This window comes from Halomonas pelophila (genome assembly GCF_040196315.1).
GTDB classification, from domain to species: Bacteria; Pseudomonadota; Gammaproteobacteria; order Pseudomonadales; family Halomonadaceae; genus Halomonas; species Halomonas pelophila.
Window position 1 is genome coordinate 219,795 of the sequence record NZ_JBEGCI010000002.1, and the last position, 24,180, is coordinate 243,974.

Consider the following 24,180-nt stretch of genomic DNA (forward strand, 5'->3'; position numbering starts at 1 on the left):
GCATGCGTCGGATTCGGCGCATCCACTTCGTCGGTATCGGCGGGGCCGGCATGTGCGGCATCGCCGAGGTGCTGGCCAACCAGGGCTATGCGGTCAGCGGTAGCGACCTGAAGGCCTCGCCGGTGGTGGCCCGCCTGCGAGAGTGCGGCATCCGCGTGGCCCTCGGCCACGCCGCCGACAACGCCGCGGGCGCCGACGTGGTGGTTGTCTCCACCGCGGTGGACGAGACCAATCCCGAGATCCGCTGGGCCCATGAGCACCGCGTGCCGGTGGTGCGCCGAGCCGAGATGCTCGCCGAACTGATGCGCTTTCGCCACGGCATCGCCGTGGCCGGCACCCACGGCAAGACCACCACCACCAGCCTCACGGCGACGCTGCTCGGCGAGGGCGGGCTCGATCCCACCTTCGTGATCGGTGGGCGGCTGACCAGCGCCGGCACCAACGCGCGGCTGGGCGAGGGCGACTACCTGGTGGCGGAGGCCGATGAGTCGGATGCCTCCTTCTTGCACCTGCAGCCCATGGTCTCCATCGTCACCAACATCGACGCCGATCACATGGCCACCTACGGCGGCGACTTCGAGCGGCTCAAGGGCACCTTCATCGAGTTCCTGCACAACCTGCCGTTCTACGGCCTGGCGATCCTGTGCATCGACGATCCCCACGTACGCGGCCTGCTCGATCAGGTCAGCCGTCGGTTCGTGACCTACGGCTTCAGCGAGGACGCCGACTACCGCATCGAGGACTTCGATCAGCGGGCCGGCGAGGTGCACTTCACCGCGGTGCGCCCCGAGGGGCTGGCGCCCCTCGAGGTGCGCCTGGCCATGCCGGGCCGCCACAACGCGCTCAACGCCCTGGCGGCGATCGTCGTGGCGAGCGATGCCGGCGTCTCCGACGAGGCCATCCTGAGCGGGCTGCGGCATTTCGAGGGCGTGGGGCGTCGCTTCCAGGTGCATGGCCACTATCTCGCCCCCGAGGGCGAGGGGCAGGTGATGCTGGTGGACGACTACGGCCACCACCCCCGCGAGGTGGAGATGGTGATCGACGCGGTCCGGGCGGGCTGGCCCGACCGGCGCCTGGTGATGGTCTACCAGCCGCACCGCTATTCGCGCACCCGTGACCTCTATGAGGACTTCGTACGCGTGCTGGCCGGAGTCGACACCCTGCTACTGCTCGATGTCTACAGCGCCGGGGAGACGCCGCTGGCCGGCGCCGATGGTCGCTCCCTGGCCGGCTCGATCCGCCAGCGTGGCGCGGTCGACCCGATCTTCGTGCAGGACAAGAGCGAGCTGCCGGGACTGCTGGCGCGGGTGCTGCGCCCTGACGATATCCTGATCACCCAGGGGGCCGGTGACGTGGGCGGTATCGCCCAGCGCCTGAGCGATGCCGCCCTGAATCTCGACGAGGTGACGCTATGAGTCGCGACATGGGCCGCGTGGCGGTGCTCTTCGGCGGGGCGTCCGCCGAGCGTGAGGTGTCGCTGAAGAGCGGGGCCGCCGTGCTGGCGGCACTCCAGCGCCAGGGTGTGGACGCCATCGGCTTCGATCCCGCCGACGGCGGGCTGGTGGGCCTCGAGGCACTGGCGCCGGATCGTGTCTTCATCGCCCTGCACGGCCGCGGCGGTGAGGACGGCACTCTGCAGGGGGCGCTTCAGCTGCTGGACATTCCCTACACCGGCAGCGGCGTGCTGGCCTCGGCGCTGGGCATGGACAAGCAGCGTACCAAGCTGGTCTGGCAGGCTCTGGGGCTGCCGACCCCGGAGAGCGTGATGCTCGGCCCCGACGCCGACTGGCAGGCGGTGGTCGAGCGGCTCGGCCTGCCACTGATCGTCAAGCCGGTTCACGAGGGCTCGACCCTGGGGATCAGCATCGTCGACAGCCGCGACGCCCTGGAGGCGGCCTATCGCGACGCGGCGCGTTTCGATGCCCGGGTGATGGCCGAGCGCTTCATCACGGGGGCGGAGTACACGGTGTCGCTGCTCGGCGACGAGGTGCTGCCGGCCATTCGCGTCGAGGTGCCCGGCGGCTTCTACGACTACGAGGCCAAGTATGTCTCCGACGATACGCGCTACCACCTGCCGTGCGGCCTCAGCGCCGACGAGGAGGCCGACCTCGCCGCGCTCTGTCGCGACGCCTTTACGGCCATCGGCGCCGAGGGCTGGGGGCGCGTCGACGTGATGCGCGACGGCCAGGGCCGGTTCTGGCTGATCGAGGTCAATACCGTGCCGGGCATGACCGATCACAGCCTGGTGCCCCAGTCGGCGGCCCATGCCGGCATCGATTTCGATGCCCTGGTGCTGCGCATCCTCGCCACGGCCGGGGAGCGACGCTAGCCCATGGCGGCACGTGGAAGCCTCGTTGGGGTGCTGCTGCTGGCGCTCTTGCTGGGCGCCGGGGGCCGGGCCCTGTGGGTCTGGCTGGATCGCCCCATCGAGCGGGTCTCGGTGCGCGGTGAGCTTCAGTATGTCAGTGCCGACTACCTGCGCAGCCGGCTGGCGCCGCTGATCCAGGGCCAGACCTGGCTCTCCGTCGACCTGTCGGCGCTGCGCCGAGAGGCCCGGGAGATCGGCTGGCTGAAGGAGGTGCGCGTCAGCCGCGAGTGGCCCGACGCCCTGACCTTCGAGCTGGTCGAGCAGGTTCCGGTGGCGCGCTGGAGCGACGGGCGCCTGCTCAATCCCGCGGGCGAGCCGTTCGCCTTCGGCCCGGTGACGCCGCCCGACGACCTGCCGGATCTGGCCGGGCCGCCCGACAGCGGTGCCGAGGTCCTGGACTACCGGGCCCGACTGGCCACGCAGTTCGCTCCCCTGGGGCTCGAGGTGCGCCAGCTGCGCCTCGAGCCGCGCGGGGCCTGGCGCTTCCAGCTCGATAGCGGCGTCTGGGTGATGCTGGGGCGCAACGATCGGGCCTCTCGCCTGGGACGTCTTGTCGCCGCCTGGCAACGCGAACTGGGTCCGCTGGCAACGCATATTCGCTATATCGATCTGCGCTATCCCAATGGCGTCGCCGTGGCATGGCACGGTGAAACCGAACCGCTCGAGAGTGAGTCAGCAACGGAAGGGTGATCAATCGATGGAATAACTCGCCCATGAGGGGGGTATTTCGGGTGTTTCTTTCGCGGCAAAATCGCCGTATCGTGTCCGGTGTTTTAACAATCGGGCTGGTGGAACACGCGATGTTGTTCCTATAATTGCCCCAGGCCAACTTTTCAGGATTAATCTTCCCCTTCGGGGTCAGGTTCTAGGAGACTTCCCGACTCATGGCAGGTCCATCCAATGCGTCCAATATGGTAGTCGGGCTGGATATCGGAACATCCAAGGTCGTGGCGATCGTGGGTCAGCCCACCGACGATGGCGGGATCGAAATCGCCGGTATCGGCTCGCATCCGTCACGTGGCATGAAGAAAGGCGTGGTGATCAATATCGAGTCCACGGTGCAGTCGATCCAGCGCGCCGTGGAAGAGGCCGAGCTGATGGCCGGCTGCGATATCCACTCGGTCTATGTCGGTATCGCCGGCAGTCATATCAGCTCGATGAATTCCGATGGCGTGGTGGCGATCAAGGAGCGCGAGGTCGCCTCCACCGATATCGACCGCGTCATCGACTCCGCCCGTGCCCGCGCCATCTCGGAAGGGCAGCGGGTGCTGCACGTCCTTCCCCAGGAGTTCGCCATCGATACCCAGGGCGGTATCCGCGAGCCTCTGGGCATGTCCGGGGTTCGCCTCGAGGCGCGGGTGCATCTGGTCACCGCCGCCCTGAATGCCGTTCAGAACATCGAGAAGTGCGTGCGACGCTGCGGACTCGAGGTGGACTCCATCATCCTCGAGCAGCTGGCGTCCAGCCATGCGGTGCTGACCGAGGACGAGCGGGAGCTCGGGGTCTGCATGGTCGACATCGGCGGCGGCACCACGGATATCGCGGTCTTCACCGAGGGGGCCATCCGCCACACCTCAGTGATTCCCATCGCCGGCGACCAGGTCACCAATGATATCGCCATGGCACTGCGCACGCCCACACAGCATGCCGAGGAGATCAAGGTCAAGTACGCCTGCGCGCTGACTCAGCTGGCCGCCAGCGACGAGATGATCAAGGTGCCGAGCGTCGGCGACCGGCCGGCCCGGGACCTCTCCCGCCAGTCGCTGGCCGAGGTCGTGGAGCCCCGCTATGAGGAGCTCTTCACCCTGGTGCGCGACGAGCTGCGGCGCAGCGGCTACGAGGACCTCGTCGCCGCGGGCGTGGTCCTCACCGGCGGCACCGCCCGCATGGAGGGCGTGGTCGAGCTGGCCGAGGAGATCTTCCACATGCCGGTCCGCATCGCCTGTCCGCAGAATGTGCGTGGACTGGCCGACGTGGTACGCAATCCGATTTATTCGACGGGCGTCGGCCTGCTGCATTACGCTCTACTGGAAACCCGTCAAGGGCATGGCCGCCAGGGGGCCGGGGGTAGCATGTCGGCACAACCCAGACGTGACGACAACACCCGGCGTGACGCAGGGGAAGGGACTCCGGCGTTGGCAAGGATCAAGGGCTGGTTCAAAGGAAATTTCTGACAGGGCCGCGGTTGCGGTTCAGGAGACGGGACTTATGTTCGAACTGGTAGATAGCGCACCCTCCAGCAGTGCAGTCATCAAGGTCATCGGTGTCGGGGGTGGTGGCGGCAACGCCGTCAACCACATGGTCGAGAGCAACATCGAGGGCGTCGAGTTCATCTGCGCCAATACCGATGCCCAGGCGCTCAAGCGCGTCGCCGCCAAGACCGTGCTCCAGCTCGGCAGCGAGATCACCAAGGGGCTCGGCGCCGGCGCCAACCCCGACGTCGGCCGTCAGGCCGCCATGGAGGATCGGGAGCGCATCGCCGAACTGCTCGGTGGGGCCGACATGGTCTTCATCACCGCCGGCATGGGCGGCGGGACCGGCACCGGGGGCGCGCCCGTGGTCGCCCAGGTGGCCAAGGAGCTGGGCATCCTCACCGTCGCCGTGGTGACCCGGCCCTTCCCGTTCGAGGGCCCCAAGCGCATGCGCGCCGCCGAAGAGGGCATGAAGGAGCTCTCCGAGCACGTCGATTCGCTGATCACCATTCCCAACGAGAAGCTGCTCTCGGTGCTCGGCAAGAGCGCGACCCTGCTGACCGCCTTCAGTGCGGCCAATGACGTGCTGCTCGGTGCCGTGCAGGGCATCGCCGAGCTGATCACCAGCCCCGGCATCATCAACGTCGACTTCGCCGACGTGCGCACCGTGATGTCCGAGATGGGCATGGCGATGATGGGCACCGGCGGCGCCACCGGCGAGAACCGCGCCCGCGAGGCCGCCGAGAAGGCCATCCGCAGCCCGCTCCTCGAGGATATCGACCTCCACGGCGCCCGGGGCATCCTGGTCAACATCACCGCCGGCCCGGATCTCTCCATCGGCGAGTTCAACGACGTGGGCGCCACCGTCCAGGAGTTCGCCTCCCAGGACGCGACCATCGTGGTCGGCACCTCCATCGACATGGACATGACCGACGAGCTGCGCGTGACCGTGGTCGCCGCCGGCCTCGACGGCCAGCAGGCCAAGAAACCGGCCGCCCGCGAGACCTCGCGTCGGACAGAGGCCAGCGGCTACCGCCAGCGTCCGCCGGCGGCCTCCAGTCGTGGCCAGGCTGCGGCGGCCACCAAGTCGGAGCCCCAGGAGGCGCCACGGCCCCAGTCGCAACCGGAGAAGCGTCCGTCCCAGGAGCTCGATGACTACCTGGACATTCCAGCCTTTCTGCGCCGCCAGGCCGATTGAGGCGGCCTATCACGAGAATAGCGGGCGCCGGGTGATCTTTCTTTGTTGAAACGTCCGTTCGGTGTTATAGTGAACGGTGTTTGATAACCAATGACTGCCTGGCGACTGCCCATGATCAGACAACGAACCCTGAAGAATGTCATCCGCGCCACCGGCGTCGGCCTGCACTCCGGCAAGAAGGTCTACCTGACGCTTCGTCCGGCACCGGTCGACACCGGGATCGTCTTCGTGCGCACCGACCTCGAGCCTGAGGTGCAGATCCCGGCTCGCGCCGAGCACGTCACCGACACCACCCTGTGCACCGCGCTCTCCGCGGGCGGGGCCAAGGTCGCGACCGTCGAGCACCTGATGTCGGCCTTCGCCGGTCTCGGTATCGACAACGCCTACGTCGACGTCAGCGCCCCCGAGGTGCCGATCATGGACGGCAGCGCGGGGCCCTTCGTGTTCCTGATCCAGTCGGCGGGCATCGCCGAGCAGAACGCCCCCAAGCAGTTCATTCGCATCAAGCGCGAGATCGTGGTGCGCGAGGACGACAAGGAGGCCATCTTCCTGCCCCACCAGGGCTTCAAGGTCTCCTTCGCCATCGACTTCGATCACCCGGTGTTTGAGGGGCAGTCGCAGACCGCGATGGTGGACTTCTCCACTACCTCCTTCGTCAAGGAGGTGTCCCGGGCGCGGACCTTCGGTTTCATGCGTGATCTGGAGTACCTGCGCGCCAACAACCTGGCGCTGGGCGGTAGCCTCGACAACGCCATCGTGGTCGACGATTATCGCATCGTGAATGAGGGCGGGCTGCGCTATGACGACGAGTTCGTCAAGCACAAGGTGCTCGACGCCATCGGCGATCTCTACCAGCTCGGTCACAGCCTGATCGGCGAGTTCCGCGGCGTGAAGTCGGGCCACGCCCTGAACAACCAGCTGTGCCGTGCCCTGCTGGCACAGCCGGAGGCCTGGGAGCTGGTCACCTTCGAGGGCGAGGCCGAGAAGGCGCCGATCTCTTATGCGGCGCCCGCCATGGCCTGAGCCCGCCGGGGCCGGAGGTCAAAAGCTGCACCGGGCAGTCTCAAGAACGCCGCCATCCTCTCGGATGGCGGCGTTTTCGTGTGCGTCTTGACCGAGAGCCGCTCAGGGTTTCTCGGCGTGGGCGGCCAGCCGCTCCAGGGCGCGCTTGAGGCCGGGGTCGTCGACGTCGGCGGCGCAGCTTGTGATCTCGTCGGCGGCCTTCTCCGGCAGGTGGCGGGTCTGGCGTAACGGCGGGCGGGTCGGGCGCACGGGACGTACCTTGAGGGTGAAGCCGGTGACCGCCTCGAACCCCGGCAGCTGGTGCAGCAGGCCGAGCAGTCGCGGCTGCTCGTAGCGCAGCCGGGTCAGCCAGACGGCGCGGTCGGTGATCAGCGCGAGCCGCCCCTGATGGAAGCCGCCGACGAAGAGATGTTCGCGCATCTCCTCGGGCAGGTGATCGCGCAGGTGCTCTTGGGCCCGCTCGACCAGGGTGGCCATGCGCATCAAGGCGCCCAGCTCGCCGCGACCTTCCAGCAGGCGGGACATGGGCTGTGCTCGGAACCGCTTAACCTTTATACTCATCTGCTTGATTCTCGGGGTCGAAGCCCTGACGTTATCCGTCGGCCGCCATGATCCAGGCGGTCCTTGAACAGCCAGAGCCTAGCACGCACCGGAGGCCGTCGACAGCATGCCCGCCGCCATCACCGACAACTGCGCCGGCCCCCAGGGCTCACGGCGCATGCGCCGCGCGACGCGCTGGTGGCTAGCCGGTCTGCTGGTGGGTTGCCTGTTGCCGGCGGGCCTCGCCCAGCTGGAATCCCTGCGCCCCGTCGAGCGGGCCGCCCAGGTCAGCATGCTGGTGCCCGTGCTGCTGCGCGTGCGCTCCCGCCTCCAGGCGCGCCGTCGCGCCCTGGGGCGCTGGGTCCGCCGCCGTATGGGCTGGCCGGTGGCGACGAGGCGGATCGGCCCGCGTCCCGAGCGCCCCTCACTTCCGGTTGCCGCCCACGACGTCCTGTCGCGCCGTGGCCCTCCCGCGCGCCGCTGAGCCACCGCCCCGGAGAGGTCGCGGGCCCTTGCCCGCGATGCGATATCATACGCAGCCACTGGATCCTTCATGATCAATAACCTGTTACGCAAGGTCGTCGGCTCGAAGAACGACCGCGACGTCAAGCGCATGAACCGCCAGGTCGCGGACGTGACCGCCCTGGAAGCCGAACACGAGGCCCTCGATGAGGCCGCCCTCAAGGCCCGTACCGATCACTTCCGCGAGCGCCTCGAGGGGGGCGAGTCCCTCGATGCTCTGCTCCCGGAGGCCTTCTCGACGGTGCGTGAGGCCAGCCGGCGCGTCATGGGCATGCGCCATTTCGATGTGCAGATGGTCGGCGGCCTGACCCTGCATCGCGGCCGTATCGCCGAGATGAAGACCGGCGAGGGCAAGACCCTGGTGGCGACCCTGGCCGTCTATCTCAATGCGCTGCCCGGCAAGGGCGTGCACGTGGTCACGGTCAACGACTACCTGGCCCGCCGCGACGCCGAGTGGATGCGCCCACTCTATGAATACTTGGGGCTGTCGGTGGGCGTCATCTACGCCGGCCAGACCCCTGAGGAGAAGCGCCACGCCTACCGCTGCGACATCACCTACGGCACCAACAACGAGTTCGGCTTCGACTACCTGCGCGACAACATGGCCTTCTCGCTGGAGGAGAAGGTGCAGCGCGACCTGCACTTCGCCATCATCGACGAGGTCGACTCGATCCTCATCGACGAGGCGCGCACGCCGCTGATCATCTCCGGGGCGGTGGACGAGAACACCGAGCTCTATCAGGTGGTCGACCGGCTGGCGCATCATCTCGAGCAGTGCAGCGACGAGGAGGATCCCGAGAGCGGCGATTTCACCCTCGACGAGAAGCAGAAGCAGGTGGAGCTCACCGAGGGCGGCCACCATAAGGTCGAGGCGCTGATGCGCGAGCAGAAGCTGCTCGGCGAGGCGGACTCCCTCTACGCGGCCCAGAACCTCAACCTGCTGCAGCACATGCACTCGGCGCTGCGCGCCCGCCACCTCTATCACCGCGACGTGGACTACATCATCAAGGATGGCCAGGTGGTGATCGTCGACGAGCACACCGGCCGCAGCATGCCGGGGCGGCGCTGGTCCGAGGGCCTGCACCAGGCGGTGGAGGCCAAGGAGGGTGTGACGGTTCAGCGCGAGAGCCAGACCCTGGCCTCCACCACCTTCCAGAACTACTTCCGCCTCTACGAGAAGCTCTCGGGCATGACCGGCACCGCCGACACCGAGGCCTTCGAGTTCCGCCAGATCTACGGCCTGGACGTGGTGGTGATCCCCACCAACCGGCCGCTGGTCCGCCAGGACCTCAACGACCTGGTCTACCTGACCGCCGAGGAGAAGTTCGAGGCGATCATCGAGGACGTCCAGACCCAGACGGAAGCGGGGCGTCCGGTGCTGGTCGGTACAGCCTCCATCGAGACCAGCGAGTACCTGGCCGACCTGATGAAGCGCGCCGGCATGGCCTTCAACGTCCTCAACGCCAAGCAGCACCAGAGCGAGGCGCAGATCATCGCCCAGGCCGGCCGTCCCGGCGCCGTGACCATCGCCACCAACATGGCCGGTCGCGGCACCGACATCGTGCTCGGCGGCAACTGGGAGGCCGAGGCCGCCACGCTGGAGAATCCCTCCGAGGCCGAGCTCGAGCGGCTCAAGGCGGAGTGGCAGGCGCGCCACGATGCGGTGCTGGAGGCCGGTGGCCTGCACGTGGTCGGCTCCGAGCGTCACGAATCCCGGCGCATCGACAACCAGCTGCGCGGTCGTGCCGGCCGCCAGGGCGACCCGGGCTCGACGCGCTTCTTCCTCTCGCTGGAAGACAACCTGATGCGGCTGTTCGGCTCCGACCGGGTCCAGCGGCTGATGCAGGCGCTGGGCCTGGAGCGGGGCGAGGCGATCGAGCACAAGATGGTCTCCAACGCCGTCGAGCGGGCCCAGAAGAAGGTCGAGGGTCGCAACTTCGATATCCGCAAGCAGCTGCTCGAGTACGACGACGTGGCCAACGACCAGCGTCGGGTCATCTACGAGCAGCGCAACGAGATCCTCGCCGCCGAAGACATCTCCGAGAACGTCGCCGGCATTCGCGAGGAGGTGCTGGACCTCGCCATCAGCGATTTCGTGCCGCCCCAGAGCCTGCCCGAGCAGTGGGACCTGGCCGGGCTCCAGGATCAGCTGAAGAGCGAGTTCAACCTCGAGGCGCCGGTGGTCGAGTGGGCGGAGCAGGACGAGCGCTTCCACGAGGAGCAGCTGCGCGAGCAGCTCCAGGCTATGCATCGCGAGGCCTATGAGGCCAAGGTCGCGGAGGCCGGCGAGACGCTGATGCGCCGCTTCGAGAAGCAGGCGATGCTCCAGGTGCTCGACACGCGCTGGAAGGAGCACCTGCAGTCCATGGATCACCTGCGCCGCGGGATCCACCTGCGTGGCTATGCCCAGAAGAACCCCAAGCAGGAGTACAAGCGCGAATCCTTCGAGCTGTTCCAGCACCTGCTGACCAACATCAAGGCCGACGTGACGCGCATCCTCAGCCACGTCCAGGTGCGGCGTCCCGAGGAGGTCGAGGCGCTCGAGCGCCAGCGTCGCGAGGCGCTGGAGCGTGAGAAGGCGACGGCGGCGAGCCGCCATGAGGAGCCCGCCATGGCCGGCGACGCGCGCGACGAGGCGCCGGCCGCGCCGGCACCGGGCGCCGATGGCCGCCCGCTGCGTCGTGAGGGCCCCAAGGTGGGGCGCAACGACCCCTGCCCCTGCGGGTCGGGCAAGAAGTTCAAGCAGTGCTGCGGCAAGCTGAGCTGAGGTAACGCGCTGAGGCGACTGGCCGGGCACGCCCCGGCCGATAGAGGAGACGAGACGATGGCAGTGGGCGAGACACGTTTTCCCGAGATGCCGGTGATCGAGGGGCTGCGCCTGGGTACCGCCATGGCCGGCATCAAGAAGCCCGACCGCCGCGACTTGGTGGTGATCGAGATTCCCGAGGGGGCGAGGGTAGCGGGTGCCTTCACCCGCAATGCCTTCTGCGCCGCACCGGTGACAGTGGCCCGCGAGCATCTCTCCGCCTGCGTGGCGCGCGGCGAGGGGGCGCGCTACCTGGTGGTCAACACCGGCAATGCCAACGCCGGCACCGGCGCGACGGGCCTCAGCGACGCCCGGGCCACCTGTGCCGAGCTGGCGCGGCTGGCCGGCGTGGAGGAAGCGAGCGTGCTGCCGTTCTCCACGGGGGTGATCGGCGAGCCGCTGCCCATGGAGCGCTTGCTGGCCGGCCTGCCCGGCGCGGTACAGGCCCTCGACGACGGGCCCGGCGCCTGGCATGAGGCGGGTGAGGGCATCCTCACCACCGACACGCGGGCCAAGGGCGCCAGCGTCACGCTGTCGCTTGGTGAGCAGACGGTGACCATCAACGGCATCGCCAAGGGCTCGGGCATGATCCGCCCCGACATGGCCACCATGCTCGCCTTCGTGGCGACCGATGCCGCCGTCGAGCAGTCGCTGCTCGATGGGCTGCTGCGCGAGGCGGTGGAGCGCTCCTTCAACTGCATCACTGTGGACAGCGACACCTCGACCAACGACGCCTGTCTGCTGATCGCCACCGGGCGCGGCGCGGCGGTGGTCGACGGCGAGGCGCTCGAGCGATTTCGCGAGGGGCTCCTGCTGGTGATGACCGAACTCGCCCAGGCGGTGATCCGCGACGGCGAGGGCGCCACCAAGTTCGTCACCCTGCGCGTTGAGGGGGCGAGCAGCCGTCGCGAGGCGCTGGACGTGGCCTTCACCGTGGCGCACTCGCCGCTGGTCAAGACGGCCCTCTACGCCTCCGATGCCAACTGGGGGCGCATCCTCGCCGCGGTGGGGCGCGCGCCCGTCGAGGCATTCGACGTCGATCGCGTCACCATCGATCTGGGCGAGGTGCGCCTGGTCGAGAACGGCGGTCGCGCCCCCGGCTATGCCGAGGAGGCCGGCAGCGCGGTGATGGCCCGCGAGGAGATCGAGATCCGCATCGCCCTGGGGCGCGGCGAGCAGGCCGCTACGGTCTGGACCTCGGACCTGTCTCACGACTACGTGAGCATCAACGCCGACTATCGTAGCTGACCGAATCCTTCGGTCGGCAGTCAGACAGAAACCCCATGCGGCGCCAAGGCCGCGTGGAACAGCGGGTAGGAGTCAATGAACGCAATGGTGAAGAGAAGGGTGCACGTGGCGGCGGCCGCCATCATCAGTGCCGACGGCCGCGAGGTGCTGCTGGCCCGTCGTCCCTCCAACGTCGATCATGGCGGCCTCTGGGAGTTTCCTGGCGGCAAGCTGGCCCCCTACGAGACCGGTCTGGAAGCGCTCAAGCGCGAGCTCCACGAAGAGCTGGGCGTGGAGATCCGGCGTGCCCAGCCGCTGATCCGCATCCACCATGAGTACTCCGACAAGCACATCCTGCTGGACGTCTGGCAGGTGCACGACTTCGCCGGCGAGCCGTTCGGGCGCGAGGGGCAGGCCGTGCGCTGGGTGCCGATGACCGAGCTGGTCAACTATCCCTTCCCGGCGGCCAACCTGCCGATCCTGCGGGCGGTGATGCTGCCGACGGAGTACCTGATCACCGGCGAGGAGGCCGACGAGTCGCGCTTCCAGGAGTGCCTGGTCCGCGCCCTCGACGAGGATGGCGTGCGCCTGGTGCAGCTGCGGGCCAAGTCACTGGGCGAGGCGGACTACCTGAGCCGCGCCGAGCAGGCCCTCGAGCTCTGCCGGGCGCGGGGCGCGCGGCTGGTGCTCAACGGCGAGCCGTCGCTGCTCGAAGCCGTGGACGCCGACGGCATCCACCTGACCAGCGATCGCCTGATGAGCCTGGAGCGCCGTCCCGTGGCCGAGGCCAAGTGGCTCTCCGCCTCGACCCATGATCGCCGGCAGCTGGACCATGCCCGCCGCATCGGCTGCGACTTCGTGACCCTGTCGCCGCTGCGCACCACGCCCTCGCATCCCGAAGTGCCCCCCATCGGCTGGCACGACTTCCAGCAGCTGGTTGAGCACGCCGGCATGCCGGTCTTCGCGCTGGGCGGGATGACCCGCTTCGATGCCCATCATGCCCGCGCCGTGGGCGCCCAGGGGATCGCCTCGATTCGCGATTTCTGGAAGTAAGCGCCAAGCGCTGAGCTGCAAGCGCCAAGCTAAAAGCAAAGCCCGAGGCCATGGCCTCGGGCTTTGCTTTTTCAAGGAGCGAATTCATGCTGCTGGGCTTTCAGCTCCGTGCGAAGCGCGGCTAGTCCCGGTAGCGGCGCACCAGCTCCCCGTAGGCGTCGATGCGCCGGTCCCTGAGGTAGGGCCAGATGCGTCGCACGTCCTCGCTGCGCGCCATGTCCAGCGTCACCAGCATGCGCTCGGCCTCCTCGCCGGCGTGGGCCAGCAGCTCGCCCTGGGGGCCGCAGATGAAGCTGCCGCCCCAGAAGTCGATGCCCGGCGTGGCCCCGGAGGGGTCCGCCTCGTGGCCGACCCGGTTGGCGACGATCACCGGCAGGCCGTTGGCGACCCCGTGGCTGCGCTGGATGAGCGTCCAGGCCTCCTTCTGACGCTTTTTCTCCGGGGTGTCGTCCGGCGGATGCCAGCCGATGGCGGTGGGGTAGAGCAAGAGCTCCGCGCCGGCCAGCGCCATCAGCCGGGCGGCCTCCGGGTACCACTGGTCCCAGCACACCAGTACGCCGAGGCGACCCACCGAGGTGTCGATGGGCGTGAAGCCCTGGTCGCGGGCATCGTCCTGGTCGCCGGGGGTGAAGTAGAACTTCTCGTAGAAGCCCGGATCGTCGGGGATGTGCATCTTGCGGTAGTGGCCCACACGTCCGCGATCGCGATCATAGACCACCGCGGTATTGTGGTAGAGGCCGGGCGCGCGGCGCTCGAACAGCGAGCCGACCAGCACGATGTCGAGCTCTTCCGCCAGCGCCGCCAGCCGGCTGCCGGTCGGCCCGTCGAGGGGCTCGGCCAGGTCGAAGACGTCGGTGTCCTCGGTCTGGCAGAAGTAGTGGGTGGCGTGAAGCTCCTGGAGCATCACCAGCTGGGCGCCCGCGTTTGCCAGCTCGCGAATGCCGGCCTCGCTCTCGTCGAGGCTTCGGGCCTTGTCGGGCCAGGCGGGCTGCTGGACCAGGCCCACCTTGAGATGACGGGACATGAATGAGTCTCCTCGTGGTTCAATGCGCGCGGCTAACCCTGCGCCTCTTGCGTCAGGCAGCGGTCGTATCCTGGGTGGCCAGGCTGCCGGCGGGTAGCTGCATGGTCAGGCAGTGCAGGCTGCCATGCTGGCGAATCACGCTCAGGCAGTCGATGGGAACGATCTCTCGGTCCGGGAAGGCGCCGGCCAGGGCGGTGAGCGCCCGGGTATCGGCGGCGTCGCCGTAGGTCGGGACCAGCACGGCGCCGTTGATGATCAGGAAGTTGGCGTAGGTGGCGGGCAGGCGGTGACCGTCCACCGGGTCGTGGCAGGCGCGCGGCCAGGGCAGGGGCACCAGCCGGTAGGGCTCGCCGTCCGTGCGGCGTAGGGCCTTGAGCTCGGCCTCCATGGCGGCAAGCGCTGGGTAGTGGGGGTCCGCCGGGTCGTCGCAGCGGACATAGGCCAGCGTGGCCGGGTCGCAGAAGCGCACCAGGGTGTCGATGTGGCTGTCGGTGTCGTCGCCCTCGAGGTGGCCGTGGGTCAGCCACAGCACCCGCGAGATCCCCAGATCTCGCTTGAGGCGCGCCTCCATGGCCGCCCGATCGAGCGCGGGATTGCGGTTGGGGTTGAGCAGGCAGGCCTCGGTGGTCAGCAGGGTGCCCTCGCCGTCGGTCTCGATGGCGCCGCCCTCCAGCACCAGCTCGCTCGAGGTGACCGGGCAGGCGAAGGCGCCGGCCTCGGCCAGGCGGAGCGTCAGGGTGTTGTCGAGGGCGGCCTCGTACTTGCCGCCCCAGCCGGTGAAGACGTAGTCGAGCAGTCGCGGCGCGTCGCCCTCGGCCACGGCGATCGGGCCGTGGTCGCGGGTCCAGGTGTCGTCGGTCGGGGCCACCATCAGCCGCAGGCGAGCGGCGTCGACGCCCAGGCAGGCGAAACGCCGGGTCAGGTGGCTGCGGGTGGCCGCGTCCGGCACGGCGATCAGCACGGCCTGATAGCGGGCGATGGCCACCACCATGGCCTCCAGGGTCGCCTCGATGCGTTCGAGCAGGGGCGCCCAGTCGCTGTCGGCGCCGGGCCAGGTGAGTTGCACGGCATCCTGGGGATGCCATTCGGGGAGCAGGCGATGGGCCATGGGTGCGGGTCTCGTGCAGGTCGTCTCGGGTCGTGCCGGCGCAATGTAGGCCGCCGTGGGCAATGTTGCAATGATCGCGCAAGCGGTCGCCGCCGGCGATGCAGGGGAGGCCAAAAAACCGTACCATGGGCGCCCGCCGACAAGGAACGTTCCCATGCTCGACCGTCTCCCCTTCCTCATCGGGTTGCGCTACGTGCGGGCCAAGCGTCGCAACCACTTCATCTCCTTCATCTCGCTGACCTCCATGCTGGGCCTCATGCTCGGGGTCGCGGTGCTCATCCTGGTGCTCTCCGTGATGAACGGTTTCGACCATGAGCTGCGCACCCGCGTGCTCGGGATGGTACCGCACACCAAGATCGAGTCGCCCGGCGGGCTCACCGGCTGGCAGCCCCTGGCCGAGCGCCTCGTCGAGCGCGAGCGGGTGATCGGTGCCGCGCCCTACGTGGAGCAGCAGGGCATGTTCTCGGTGGGTGGCCGCAACGAGGGCGCCATGGTCAACGGCATCGACCCCGCCTGGGAGAGTCGCGTGTCGATCGTCGACGAGAACATGCGTCAGGGCCGGCTCGACGACCTGAAGGCGGGCGAGTGGAATGTCGTGCTGGGCTCGATCCTCGCTCGTCGCCTGGGCGTGGGGGTGGGCGATCGCGTCACCCTGCTGGTGCCCGAGGCCTCGATCACCCCGGCCGGGGTGTTCCCCCGGCTCAAGCGCTTCACGGTGAGCGGCATCTTCAGCGTCGGCGCCGACCTGGATGCCGCCCTGGCCTATGCCCACATCGAGGACATGCAGACCCTGGCGCGCCTGGGCGACGCCGTGGGCGGCCTGCGCCTGGAGCTCGACGACCTGTTCGCCGCCGGCAGCGAGACTCGCGCCATCATCAACGAGCTCGGCGCCGGCTACCGGGGGCTCGACTGGACCTACTCTCACGGCAACCTCTTCCAGGCGATCCAGATGGAGAAGCGCATGATCGCGCTGCTGCTGACGGTGATCATCGCCGTGGCGGCCTTCAACATCGTCTCCACCCTGGTGATGGTGGTCACCGACAAGCGGGCCGACATCGCCATCCTGCGCACCATCGGCGCTACGCCGCGCTCGATCATGGGCATCTTCATCGTCCAAGGACTGGCGATCGGGGTGATCGGCATCCTGGTCGGGGTCACGCTGGGTGTGCTGCTGGCGCTGACCGTGTCGGACCTGATCGGCTGGGTGGAGAGCACCTTCGGCATCCACTTCCTCGATGCCGGGGTCTACTTCATCAGCGAGCTGCCGTCGCGCCTGATCTGGGCCGATGTGCGCAACATCGTCTCCGCGGCCTTCATCCTGACCTTCCTGTCGACCCTCTATCCGGCCTGGCGGGCCGCGCGGGTCCAGCCTGCCGAGGTACTGCGCTATGAGTGATACGGCCACGACGCCACGAACCGATGCGGCCAGCCGAGCGGGACAAGTGATGCTCGAGTGTCGCGATCTGACCCGCGTCTATCGCGAGGGGCCGCGGGATCTGACCGTGCTGGACGGGCTGGAGATGCAGGTGCAGGCGGGCGAGCGGGTCGCCGTGGTCGGCAGCTCCGGCTCCGGCAAGACCACGCTCTTGAACTTGCTGGGCGGGCTGGATCAGCCCAGCCGCGGCGAGGTGTGCATTGCCGGCGAATCGCTGCTGGCACTCAACGACGCCGACCTGGGGCGCTTTCGCAACCGCCAGATCGGCTTCGTCTACCAGTTCCATCACCTGCTGGCGGAGTTCACGGCGCTGGAGAACGCGGCCCTGCCGCTGATCGTGCGCGGGCAGCGCAAGCGCCACGCCGAGGAGCGTGCCCGAGAGCTGCTCACGCGTGTCGGCATGGCCGAGCGGGCCGATCACAAGCCGGGCGAGCTCTCCGGGGGCGAGCGCCAGCGGGTGGCCATCGCCCGGGCGCTGGTCACTGACCCCAGCCTGATGCTGATGGATGAGCCCACCGGGAACCTCGACCAGACCACCGCGGCGAGCATCCTCGCGCTGATGGACGAGCTGGCGGCGAGTGCCGCCTGCGCCTTCGTGATCGTGACCCACGATCCGGGGCTCGCCGCCCATCAGGATCGCGTGCTCAAGCTCGACGGCGGACGCCTGATCGAACAGCCCTCGAACGCCTGAACGCGTTCGGTGGGGCGATGAAGCAGGCGGCCGGCGCCTTGGCGCCGGCCGCCTGCTTTGTGCGTCAGGGTTCCTGAGCGGCCTCCCGCGAGCGGCGGCGTCGGCGCGTGCGCTGACGCCAGCTGCGTGACACCTGCCAGCGCCAGATCAGGCGGATCGCCAGGTTGGCCAGGGCGGCGATGACCACCGCCGCGACCAGCGATCCCAGGGCGAGCGCCGGCAGGATCTCCACCAGCTGCTCGGCGATCCACTGGGTAGAGATGTGATCCGGTGCCTGGCGCACGGGCGTGTCCAGCAGCCAGGCGCCCAGGCGATAGTTGCCGTAGAAGATCAGCGGCATGGTCAGCGGGTTGGTGATCCACACCAGGCCGATCGACAGTGGCAGGTTGCAGCGCGCCAGCCAGGCGCCCATGGCGGCCACCAGCATCTGGAAGGGGATCGGCAGCAGGGCGCTGAACAGCCCCACGGAGAAGGCGTTGGCCACGCTGCGCCGTGTCAGCACCCACAGTGACGGGTTACCGATCAGGTGGCCGACGACGCGCAGGGAGCGCCGGCGCCTGAGGGCATCGGGATGGGGCAGGTAGCGCTGCAGGAGTCTGCGCGGCATGAAGACGAGCTCGCGGCGTCGAAACCCGGGCTATTATCCATAGAAGTCACCTGCCTCGCCATGATGCGTCTCGTCGACGCGATGGAAGGCGGGGCGCCACGCCTGCCGTTCAGGGACGACATCATGCCGCTGGGTCTGGCCATTCCCCTGGCGCTCGCCGTGCTGGCCGGCGTGCTGGTGGGACACATCGTCATGCCGGGAAGCGCCGAGCTGCTCGCGCTCGCCCTGCTGGTGGCGCTCGCCGGGCGTCGTCCGGGACTCGCGCTGGGGCTTGTGGTGACGGCCCTGGTCGCCGTGCAGCTGCTGACGCTGCGCGGCGGCGAGCTCGCCCCGGGCCTGACCCGCCAGGACCTGCGCCTGGAGGGGACGCTGGTCGCGGTGCACCGCGATGCGGGCCTCACCCGCGTGGTCATGGAGGTGGACGCGTGTCGCGCCGCGACGAACGAGCTGCCGGCCTGTGATGACCTGACGCGGGTGCGTCTCTCCTTCTTCGAGGCCCCCGACCTGGTGGCCGGCGAGCGCTGGGAGCTGACGGTACGCCTGCGCCCGCCGTCTGGTTTCGCCAACCCCGACACCTTCGACTACGGCGCCTGGCTGCGGCGCGAAGGCATCCAGGCCAGCGGCTACGTGCGCCGTGACCCGCCACCGCAGAAGCTCGCCGAGGCCGGCGTCTCGCTGCGCCGGCAGGCACTCGAGCACCTCGATGCCCAGGGGCTGTCGGACCGCCATGCGCGATGGCTGGCGGCGCTGACCCTGGGAGCCAGCGAGCGCCTCGAGCGCGCCGACTGGGATCTGCTCAATGCCAGCGGCACCACCCACCTGGTGGTGATCTCCGGCCTGCATGTCGGGCTGGTGGCGACCTTCGCCCTGTGGCTCGCGCGAGGCGCGGCCCGGCTGATCACGCCCGGAGCCTGGCGCCTGGCGGTGTGGCCCTGGTGGCTGGCCGCCGCCTCGGCGGTGGGCTATGCCGGGCTCGCCGGCCTGGAGTCGCCCGCGCTGCGCGCCATGATCATGACCCTGGTGGGGCTCTGGGTGGCCAGTGGACGACACGCGCCCGGCCCTTGGCAGGCCTGGTGGCTGGCGCTGGCCTTGGTGCTGCTGGTCGATCCGCTCTCGGCCTGGCGGCCCGGTCTCTGGCTGTCGTTTTCCGCCGTGGCGTTGCTGATCCTGATCTGGCGGGGGAGGGCCCGCCCGCAAGGCCTGACCGGCTGGCTATGGGCTCTGGTGCGCACCCAGCTGCTGCTGGCGCCGGTGATGGCCGCCGCCGTGCTGCTGGCTTTCGATCGGCTGGCGCCGACGGCGCCGCTGATCAACCTCATCGCCGTGCCGCTGGTCAGCACGCTGCTGGTGCCCCTGGGGCTACTCGGCTGGCTCACCGCCTGGCTGCCCCCACTCTCGATGCTCTTCTGGGACGTGTTTGGCCTGCTGGTGGAGGCGCTGGCCGCGCTGCTCGAGTGGGCGGTCGCTTGGCTGCCGCTGTGGCGGCCGGACCCGGCGCAGGTGGTGCCGCTTGGCCTGGCGCTGGGGCTGGCCGGCCTGCTGTGGGCGCTGCCGGGCCTCGTGATGCGCCTGCGCCTGGCGGCCACGGCGACGCTGGTGCTGGTGCCGCTGGGGCTTGCCTCTGCACCGCCGATGCTCGCTGAAGGGCAGCTGCGGGTCCGTGTTCATGACGTGGGCCAGGGCCAGCTGATCGAGCTGCGCACCGCCGGCTATCGCGCCCTCTACGACACCGGGCCGCGCTTCGCCTCGGGCTTCATGCCGCTGGCCGCGCTGTGGCCGCCGGGCCAGCGCTTCGACGATGTGATCGTCAGTCACGCCGACCAGGACCATGCCGGCGGCCTGCCGGCACTGCTCGATGCGCACCGGGTGGGGCGCCTCCTGGCGCCTCCCGGCGAGGCGGTGGGGTTGCCGGCCAGGCCCTGCACGGCGGGGCGCCGCTGGCAGCGCGACGGGGTCAGCTTTCGACTCCTGTGGCCACCGGCGCAGACCGCCGCGCTCTCCGCCAACGATCGCTCCTGCGTGCTGCTGGTCAGCGCCGGCGCCCAGCGGCTGCTGATCACCGGGGATGTCGGTCGCGAGGCCGAGCGGCGCTTTCTCGACGAGGTGGCGCCGGGGATCACGCTGCTGGTGGCGGGCCACCACGGCAGCGCCACCAGCTCCGGGCTTCAGCTGGTGCGTCGCCTGGCGCCGCGCCACGTGATCTTCAGCGCGGCGCGCCACAACGCCTTCGGCCACCCGGCTGATCGCGTCGTGCGTCGCTTCCGCGAGGTGGGCAGCTGTCTCTGGAACACCGCCCAGGACGGCGCCGTGACCCTCTGGCTCGGCGACGGGGCGCGACCGGAGCTCATCGCCGCGCGGCCGGCCGCCTGGCGGCGCGGCGGTGTCGAAGGCGGCTGCCTTGCGTTAGAATCGCCCCACTGATGCCGGCCCGCGGGCCGGCCCTACCCGGGGAGAACGCCATGGACATGATGGATGCCCTGATCGCCGGCGGCTGGTTGATGGTGCCGCTGCTGGGCTGCTCGCTGCTGGCCTCGGTGATCATCATCGAGCGCCTGTGGACCCTGCGCGCGCGCCGCATCGCCCCACGGGGGCTCGGCCAGGAGGTCTGCCACCTGGTGGCGCGCGGGCAGGTCAACCTCTACTGGCTGGAGGCGCACTCGCCGCTGGGCGGCGTGCTCGCCGCGGGGCTTCGCAACGCCCGGCTCGGCCATGAGCAGGTGCGCGCCCGGCTGCAGGAGGCCGCGACTGCGGTGATCCATGACATGGAGCGCTTCCTGAGCCCGCTGGGCACCATCGCCGCGATCACGCCGCTGATCGGCCTGCTGGGCACCGTGGTGGGCATGATCGAGGTGTTCGCGGTGATCGTCAGCGGCGACGGGGCGAGTCGCACCGCGGATCTCGCCGGCGGCATCTCTCGTGCCCTGGTGACCACCGCGGCGGGCCTCACCGTGGCGATTCCCGCGCTGATGTTTCACCGCTACTTCCAGCGCCGGGTCGAGGACATCACCGTGCGTATGGAGGAGCAGGCCAGTCAGGTGGTCGAGTACCTCGCCCACTACCCGGGCGAACTGGTGCTGGCCGAGCGCCACGCCGACGAGGCGCACCCGGCCTCGCGGGCCGACGAGCTCCGCGAGGCGGATGGCCGCATTGCGCCGCGGGTGAAGCCGTCGTGAGATTTCCCCGGCGACGACGCGATCCGGTGGAGGTCAACCTCACGCCGCTGATCGACGTGGTCTTCCTGCTGCTGATCTTCTTCATGGTCTCGACCACCTTCGAGACCCGCCAGGCGCTGGAGCTCGAGCTGCCCGAGAGCGCGAGCGGCCAGCCGATGGAGGCCGCGCCGGTGACCCTGGTGGTCACCGCCTCGGGCGAGTATCGCCTGGGCGAGCGGGTCCATACCGCCGGGACCCTGGGCGATGCCCTGGCGGCTCAAGCCGAACAGGCCCGCGAACACGGCCTCGTGGTGGAGGCCGATGGGCGGGCCGCCCATGCCGACGTGGTGCGCGTGCTGGACCGGGCCGCCGGTCTCGAGATCCGGCACGTACGCATCGCCACCGAGGCCGCCTCAACCCCTCAAGCGGAGACACCGTGATCGAACATTCCGGCTGGAACCTCTACAAGCGCCTGCTGGGCTATGTGAAGCCCTACTGGCGTGCCTTCGCCCTGGCGATCCTCGGCTACGTGATCTACGCCGCCTCGAGCACGGCGCTGGCCGAGATGATGAAGCGGCTGATCGATGGCATCCAGAACCCGGACGCGGCCTTCCGGCTGTTCCTGCCGCTGTTCGTGGTGGGCATGTTCGCGGCGCGGGGCCTCGGCACCTTCCTCGGCACCTACTTCATGAGCAGCGTGGCGCGCAACCTGGTCCACGTGCTGCGCTGCGACGTCTTCAACCACATGCTGCACCTGCCCGGGCGCTTCTTCGACAACCACTCGACGGGGCATCTGATCTCGCGAGTGACCTACCATGTCGAGCAGGTCACCGGGGCCGCCACCAAGGCGGTCACCATCCTGCTGCGCGAGGGGCTCTTCGTGATCGGCCTGGTCACCTACCTGCTGTGGACCAACTGGATGCTGACCCTGCTGTTTCTGGCCGTGACGCCGCTGATCGGTGGCGTGGTCAGCTATGCCAGCAAGCGCTTCCGGCGCATCTCGCGGCGCATCCAGCGCTCCATGGGCGACGTCACCCACGTCGCCTCCGAGGCGCTCTCGGGCTATCGGGTGGTGCGCACCCACGGCGCCGAGGCCTTCGAGAAGACGCGCTTCGAGAAGGCCAGCGAGGTCAATCGTCGCCAGAGCATGAAGGAGGCGCTGACCAAGGCCACCAGCACCCCGGTGATCCAGCTGCTGGTGGCGCTTTCTCTGGCGCTTTTGGTGTGGCTCGCCATGTCGCCGGCGCTGCTCGACGAGATGACGCCGGGCGAGTTCGTCGCCTTCATCACCGCCGCCGCCCTGATGGCCAAGCCGGTGCGCCAGCTCACCGAGATCAACAGCGAGATCCAGAAGGGCATCGCCGCCGCCGGCGAGCTCTTCGGGTTGCTCGAGGAGCCCCCCGAGCCCGACGCAGGGACCCATGAGCCCGGTCGCCTCGAGGGGCGGGTCTGCTTCGAGGGAGTGCGCTTCGCCTACGGCGACGAACAGCCCGAGGTGCTCAAGGGCATCGATCTGGAGGTGGCGCCTGGCGAGATGGTCGCCATCGTCGGCCGCTCCGGCAGCGGCAAGTCGACCCTGGTCGGCCTGCTGCCGCGCTTCTATCGCCCCACCGCGGGTCGGCTCTTGATCGATGGGGTGGAGCAGGGCGAGTACCGCCTGGCCCCGCTACGCCGCCAGATCGCCCTGGTCTCCCAGCAGGTGACGCTGTTCAACGCGAGCATCGCCGACAACATTGCCTATGGCGTGTCGGGGGCCGATCCCGCTGCCATTGAGGCCGCCGCCCGGGCCGCCCATGCCCACGAATTCATCGAGCGCATGCCCCACGGCTACGACAGCGTGGTGGGGGAGAACGGCGTGATGCTCTCCGGCGGCCAGCGCCAGCGCCTGGCCATCGCCCGGGCGATCTTCAAGGATGCCCCGCTGCTGGTGCTCGACGAGGCGACCTCGGCCCTGGATACCGAATCCGAGCGCCACATCCAGGCGGCCCTGGAGGAGGTTTGCCAGGGCCGGACCACCTTCGTCATCGCCCACCGCCTCTCGACCATCGAGCGAGCCGACCGCATCCTGGTCATGGAGCAGGGCGAGATCATCGAGCAGGGCGCCCACGACGCGCTGCTGGCCCGCGACGGCGCCTACGCCGCGCTGCACCGGCTGCAGTTCCAGGAGCCCGGGCCGGCATGACCGGCCTCGGCGAGCGCTGGCTGACGGCGGCCTACCGAGGCGACGCCTGGCTTTTCGCCCTGCGCCCGCTGGAGGCGCTCTATCGCCTGGCCGTGCGCCGCCGCGCCGCGGCCTATGCATCGGGGCGCAAGCCGGTGTGGCAGGCCCCGGTGCCGGTGATCGTGGTCGGCAACGTCACCCTGGGCGGCACCGGCAAGTCGCCACTGGTCGCGTGGCTGGCCCGTCACCTGTCCGAGCGGGGCTGGTCGCCGGGCATCTTGTCGCGTGGCTATGGCGGTCGCAGCGAGCATTATCCGCTGCTGCTGGACGCCTCCACGCCAGTCACCGCCTGCGGCGACGAGCCGCGCATGCTGGCCGACCAGACCGGCCTGCCGGTGGTGGTGGACCCGGACCGGCCGCGCGGGGCGAGGCGCCTGCTCGAGGCCGGCTGCGATATCCTGCTCGGCGACGACGGCCTGCAGCACCTGGCGCTGGGCCGTGACCTGGAGCTGGTGGTGGTCGACGGGCGTCGCGGCCTCGGCAACGGGCGCTGCCTGCCGGCGGGCCCACTGCGCGAGCCGCGCTCGCGGCTCGATGGCGTGGATGCGGTGGTGGTCAACGGCACGCCGGCCTTCACGCCGCCGCCCGGCGCCTATGGCATGGCCCTGGAACCTGCCGCCTGGCGCCGCCTGGGCGATGGCGAACGCCATTCGCTCTCGCCCTTGCCCTTCGAGGGAGCGGTGCACGCCATCGCCGGCATCGGCCATCCGCCGCGCTTCTTCGCGACCCTGGCGGACCAGGGCGTCGAGGCGATCCCACACGCCTTCGCGGATCACCACCGCTACACGGCCGACGACCTGGCCTTCGGCGACGACCGGCCGCTGGTGATGACCGCCAAGGACGCGGTGAAATGCCGAGGCCTGGCGCCCGACGAGAGCTGGGTGCTGGAGGTAGAGGCTCAACCCGATGCCGCCTTCCGTGCCTGGCTGGCGCAACGGCTGGACACCCTGTCATCATCTTATCCGACACCGGGCGAGGCCCGGGCGGCGAACTGAATCACCACGAGGGGGAGT

21 protein-coding genes are annotated in these 24,180 nt (G+C 69.4%); 17 read left to right on the forward strand and 4 right to left on the reverse strand.

From position 1 onward, the window contains the following. Nucleotides 1-2 precede the first annotated feature (2 nt). From murC to lpxC, 6 genes are all read left to right on the forward strand, one after another. Nucleotides 3-1,415 carry a UDP-N-acetylmuramate--L-alanine ligase gene (gene murC / locus ABE957_RS02830; RefSeq protein ID WP_349757289.1) on the forward strand — a complete coding sequence of 471 codons (1,413 nt, stop codon included), beginning with the start codon at nucleotides 3-5 and terminating at the stop codon, nucleotides 1,413-1,415. After that, on the forward strand, nucleotides 1,412-2,329 hold the full coding sequence (locus tag ABE957_RS02835) for a D-alanine--D-alanine ligase (protein WP_349757157.1): 918 nt from the start codon (nucleotides 1,412-1,414) through the stop codon (nucleotides 2,327-2,329). Before murC ends, ABE957_RS02835 begins: the two co-directional genes overlap by 4 nt. 3 nt (nucleotides 2,330-2,332) lie before the next feature. Further along, the gene (locus ABE957_RS02840) at nucleotides 2,333-3,058 is read left to right on the forward strand and encodes a cell division protein FtsQ/DivIB (protein ID WP_349757158.1); all 726 of its coding nucleotides are present in this window, start codon (nucleotides 2,333-2,335) and stop codon (nucleotides 3,056-3,058) included. A gap of 194 nt (nucleotides 3,059-3,252) precedes the next feature. Further along, nucleotides 3,253-4,542 carry a cell division protein FtsA gene (ftsA, locus tag ABE957_RS02845; RefSeq protein WP_349757159.1) on the forward strand — a complete coding sequence of 430 codons (1,290 nt, stop codon included), beginning with the start codon at nucleotides 3,253-3,255 and terminating at the stop codon, nucleotides 4,540-4,542. Between the two features lie 34 nt (nucleotides 4,543-4,576). Further along, nucleotides 4,577-5,758 (forward strand): cell division protein FtsZ, encoded by a 1,182-nt coding sequence (gene ftsZ / locus ABE957_RS02850; RefSeq protein WP_349757160.1) that lies wholly within the window; start codon nucleotides 4,577-4,579, stop codon nucleotides 5,756-5,758. A gap of 111 nt (nucleotides 5,759-5,869) precedes the next feature. Further along, on the forward strand, nucleotides 5,870-6,781 hold the full coding sequence (gene lpxC / locus ABE957_RS02855) for a UDP-3-O-acyl-N-acetylglucosamine deacetylase (RefSeq protein ID WP_349757161.1): 912 nt from the start codon (nucleotides 5,870-5,872) through the stop codon (nucleotides 6,779-6,781). A 102-nt stretch (nucleotides 6,782-6,883) separates the two neighbouring features. Here lpxC and ABE957_RS02860 read toward each other — a convergent pair whose 3' ends face one another. Then, a complete protein-coding gene (locus ABE957_RS02860) occupies nucleotides 6,884-7,306 on the reverse strand; it encodes a DUF721 domain-containing protein (RefSeq protein ID WP_349757162.1) in 423 nt (140 codons plus the stop codon). 142 nt (nucleotides 7,307-7,448) lie between these two features. Between ABE957_RS02860 and ABE957_RS02865 the strand changes: the two genes are divergently transcribed. The 4 genes from ABE957_RS02865 (at nucleotide 7,449) to ABE957_RS02880 (ending at nucleotide 12,929) form a co-directional block, all read left to right on the forward strand. Then, complete coding sequence (locus ABE957_RS02865) at nucleotides 7,449-7,805, forward strand: hypothetical protein (RefSeq protein ID WP_349757163.1); 357 nt, start codon at nucleotides 7,449-7,451, stop codon at nucleotides 7,803-7,805. Between the two features lie 69 nt (nucleotides 7,806-7,874). Beyond that, a complete protein-coding gene (gene secA / locus ABE957_RS02870) occupies nucleotides 7,875-10,610 on the forward strand; it encodes a preprotein translocase subunit SecA (protein WP_349757164.1) in 2,736 nt (911 codons plus the stop codon). Between the two features lie 57 nt (nucleotides 10,611-10,667). Next, nucleotides 10,668-11,897: a bifunctional glutamate N-acetyltransferase/amino-acid acetyltransferase ArgJ gene (gene argJ, locus ABE957_RS02875; protein WP_349757165.1), complete on the forward strand. Its 1,230-nt coding sequence runs from the start codon at nucleotides 10,668-10,670 to the stop codon at nucleotides 11,895-11,897. Between the two features lie 84 nt (nucleotides 11,898-11,981). After that, entirely contained in the window at nucleotides 11,982-12,929 is a 948-nt protein-coding gene (locus ABE957_RS02880) for a Nudix family hydrolase (protein WP_349757290.1), read from the forward strand. 121 nt (nucleotides 12,930-13,050) lie between these two features. On the opposite strand, the gene ABE957_RS02885 is transcribed toward ABE957_RS02880, so the two are convergent. Both ABE957_RS02885 and ABE957_RS02890 read right to left on the reverse strand, forming a co-directional pair. Next, on the reverse strand, nucleotides 13,051-13,953 hold the full coding sequence (locus tag ABE957_RS02885; RefSeq protein ID WP_349757166.1) for a carbon-nitrogen hydrolase: 903 nt from the start codon (nucleotides 13,951-13,953) through the stop codon (nucleotides 13,051-13,053). A gap of 52 nt (nucleotides 13,954-14,005) precedes the next feature. Next, nucleotides 14,006-15,061 carry an agmatine deiminase family protein gene (locus tag ABE957_RS02890; protein ID WP_349757167.1) on the reverse strand — a complete coding sequence of 352 codons (1,056 nt, stop codon included), beginning with the start codon at nucleotides 15,059-15,061 and terminating at the stop codon, nucleotides 14,006-14,008. Between the two features lie 154 nt (nucleotides 15,062-15,215). Here ABE957_RS02890 and ABE957_RS02895 point away from each other — a divergent pair, with 154 nt between their 5' ends. Next, entirely contained in the window at nucleotides 15,216-16,457 is a 1,242-nt protein-coding gene (locus ABE957_RS02895) for a lipoprotein-releasing ABC transporter permease subunit (protein ID WP_349757168.1), read from the forward strand. After that, entirely contained in the window at nucleotides 16,450-17,187 is a 738-nt protein-coding gene (locus ABE957_RS02900; protein ID WP_349757169.1) for an ABC transporter ATP-binding protein, read from the forward strand. The genes ABE957_RS02895 and ABE957_RS02900 overlap by 8 nt, the downstream gene beginning before the upstream one ends. A gap of 64 nt (nucleotides 17,188-17,251) precedes the next feature. Here the strand turns inward: ABE957_RS02900 and ABE957_RS02905 are convergent, their stop codons facing one another. Next, nucleotides 17,252-17,794 carry a DUF2062 domain-containing protein gene (locus ABE957_RS02905; protein ID WP_349757170.1) on the reverse strand — a complete coding sequence of 181 codons (543 nt, stop codon included), beginning with the start codon at nucleotides 17,792-17,794 and terminating at the stop codon, nucleotides 17,252-17,254. Nucleotides 17,795-17,917: 123 nt separating this feature from the next. Here ABE957_RS02905 and ABE957_RS02910 point away from each other — a divergent pair, with 123 nt between their 5' ends. From ABE957_RS02910 to lpxK, 5 genes are read left to right on the forward strand one after another with little or no spacing between them, the layout of a single operon-like run. Beyond that, nucleotides 17,918-20,215: a DNA internalization-related competence protein ComEC/Rec2 gene (locus ABE957_RS02910; RefSeq protein WP_349757171.1), complete on the forward strand. Its 2,298-nt coding sequence runs from the start codon at nucleotides 17,918-17,920 to the stop codon at nucleotides 20,213-20,215. A 38-nt stretch (nucleotides 20,216-20,253) separates the two neighbouring features. Beyond that, the gene (locus ABE957_RS02915; protein ID WP_349757172.1) at nucleotides 20,254-20,967 is read left to right on the forward strand and encodes a MotA/TolQ/ExbB proton channel family protein; all 714 of its coding nucleotides are present in this window, start codon (nucleotides 20,254-20,256) and stop codon (nucleotides 20,965-20,967) included. After that, nucleotides 20,964-21,386: an ExbD/TolR family protein gene (locus ABE957_RS02920; protein ID WP_349757173.1), complete on the forward strand. Its 423-nt coding sequence runs from the start codon at nucleotides 20,964-20,966 to the stop codon at nucleotides 21,384-21,386. The genes ABE957_RS02915 and ABE957_RS02920 overlap by 4 nt, the downstream gene beginning before the upstream one ends. After that, nucleotides 21,383-23,128 (forward strand): lipid A export permease/ATP-binding protein MsbA, encoded by a 1,746-nt coding sequence (gene msbA, locus ABE957_RS02925; protein ID WP_432765387.1) that lies wholly within the window; start codon nucleotides 21,383-21,385, stop codon nucleotides 23,126-23,128. The genes ABE957_RS02920 and msbA overlap by 4 nt, the downstream gene beginning before the upstream one ends. Next, entirely contained in the window at nucleotides 23,125-24,162 is a 1,038-nt protein-coding gene (gene lpxK, locus ABE957_RS02930) for a tetraacyldisaccharide 4'-kinase (protein WP_349757174.1), read from the forward strand. Before msbA ends, lpxK begins: the two co-directional genes overlap by 4 nt. Nucleotides 24,163-24,180 lie beyond the last annotated feature (18 nt).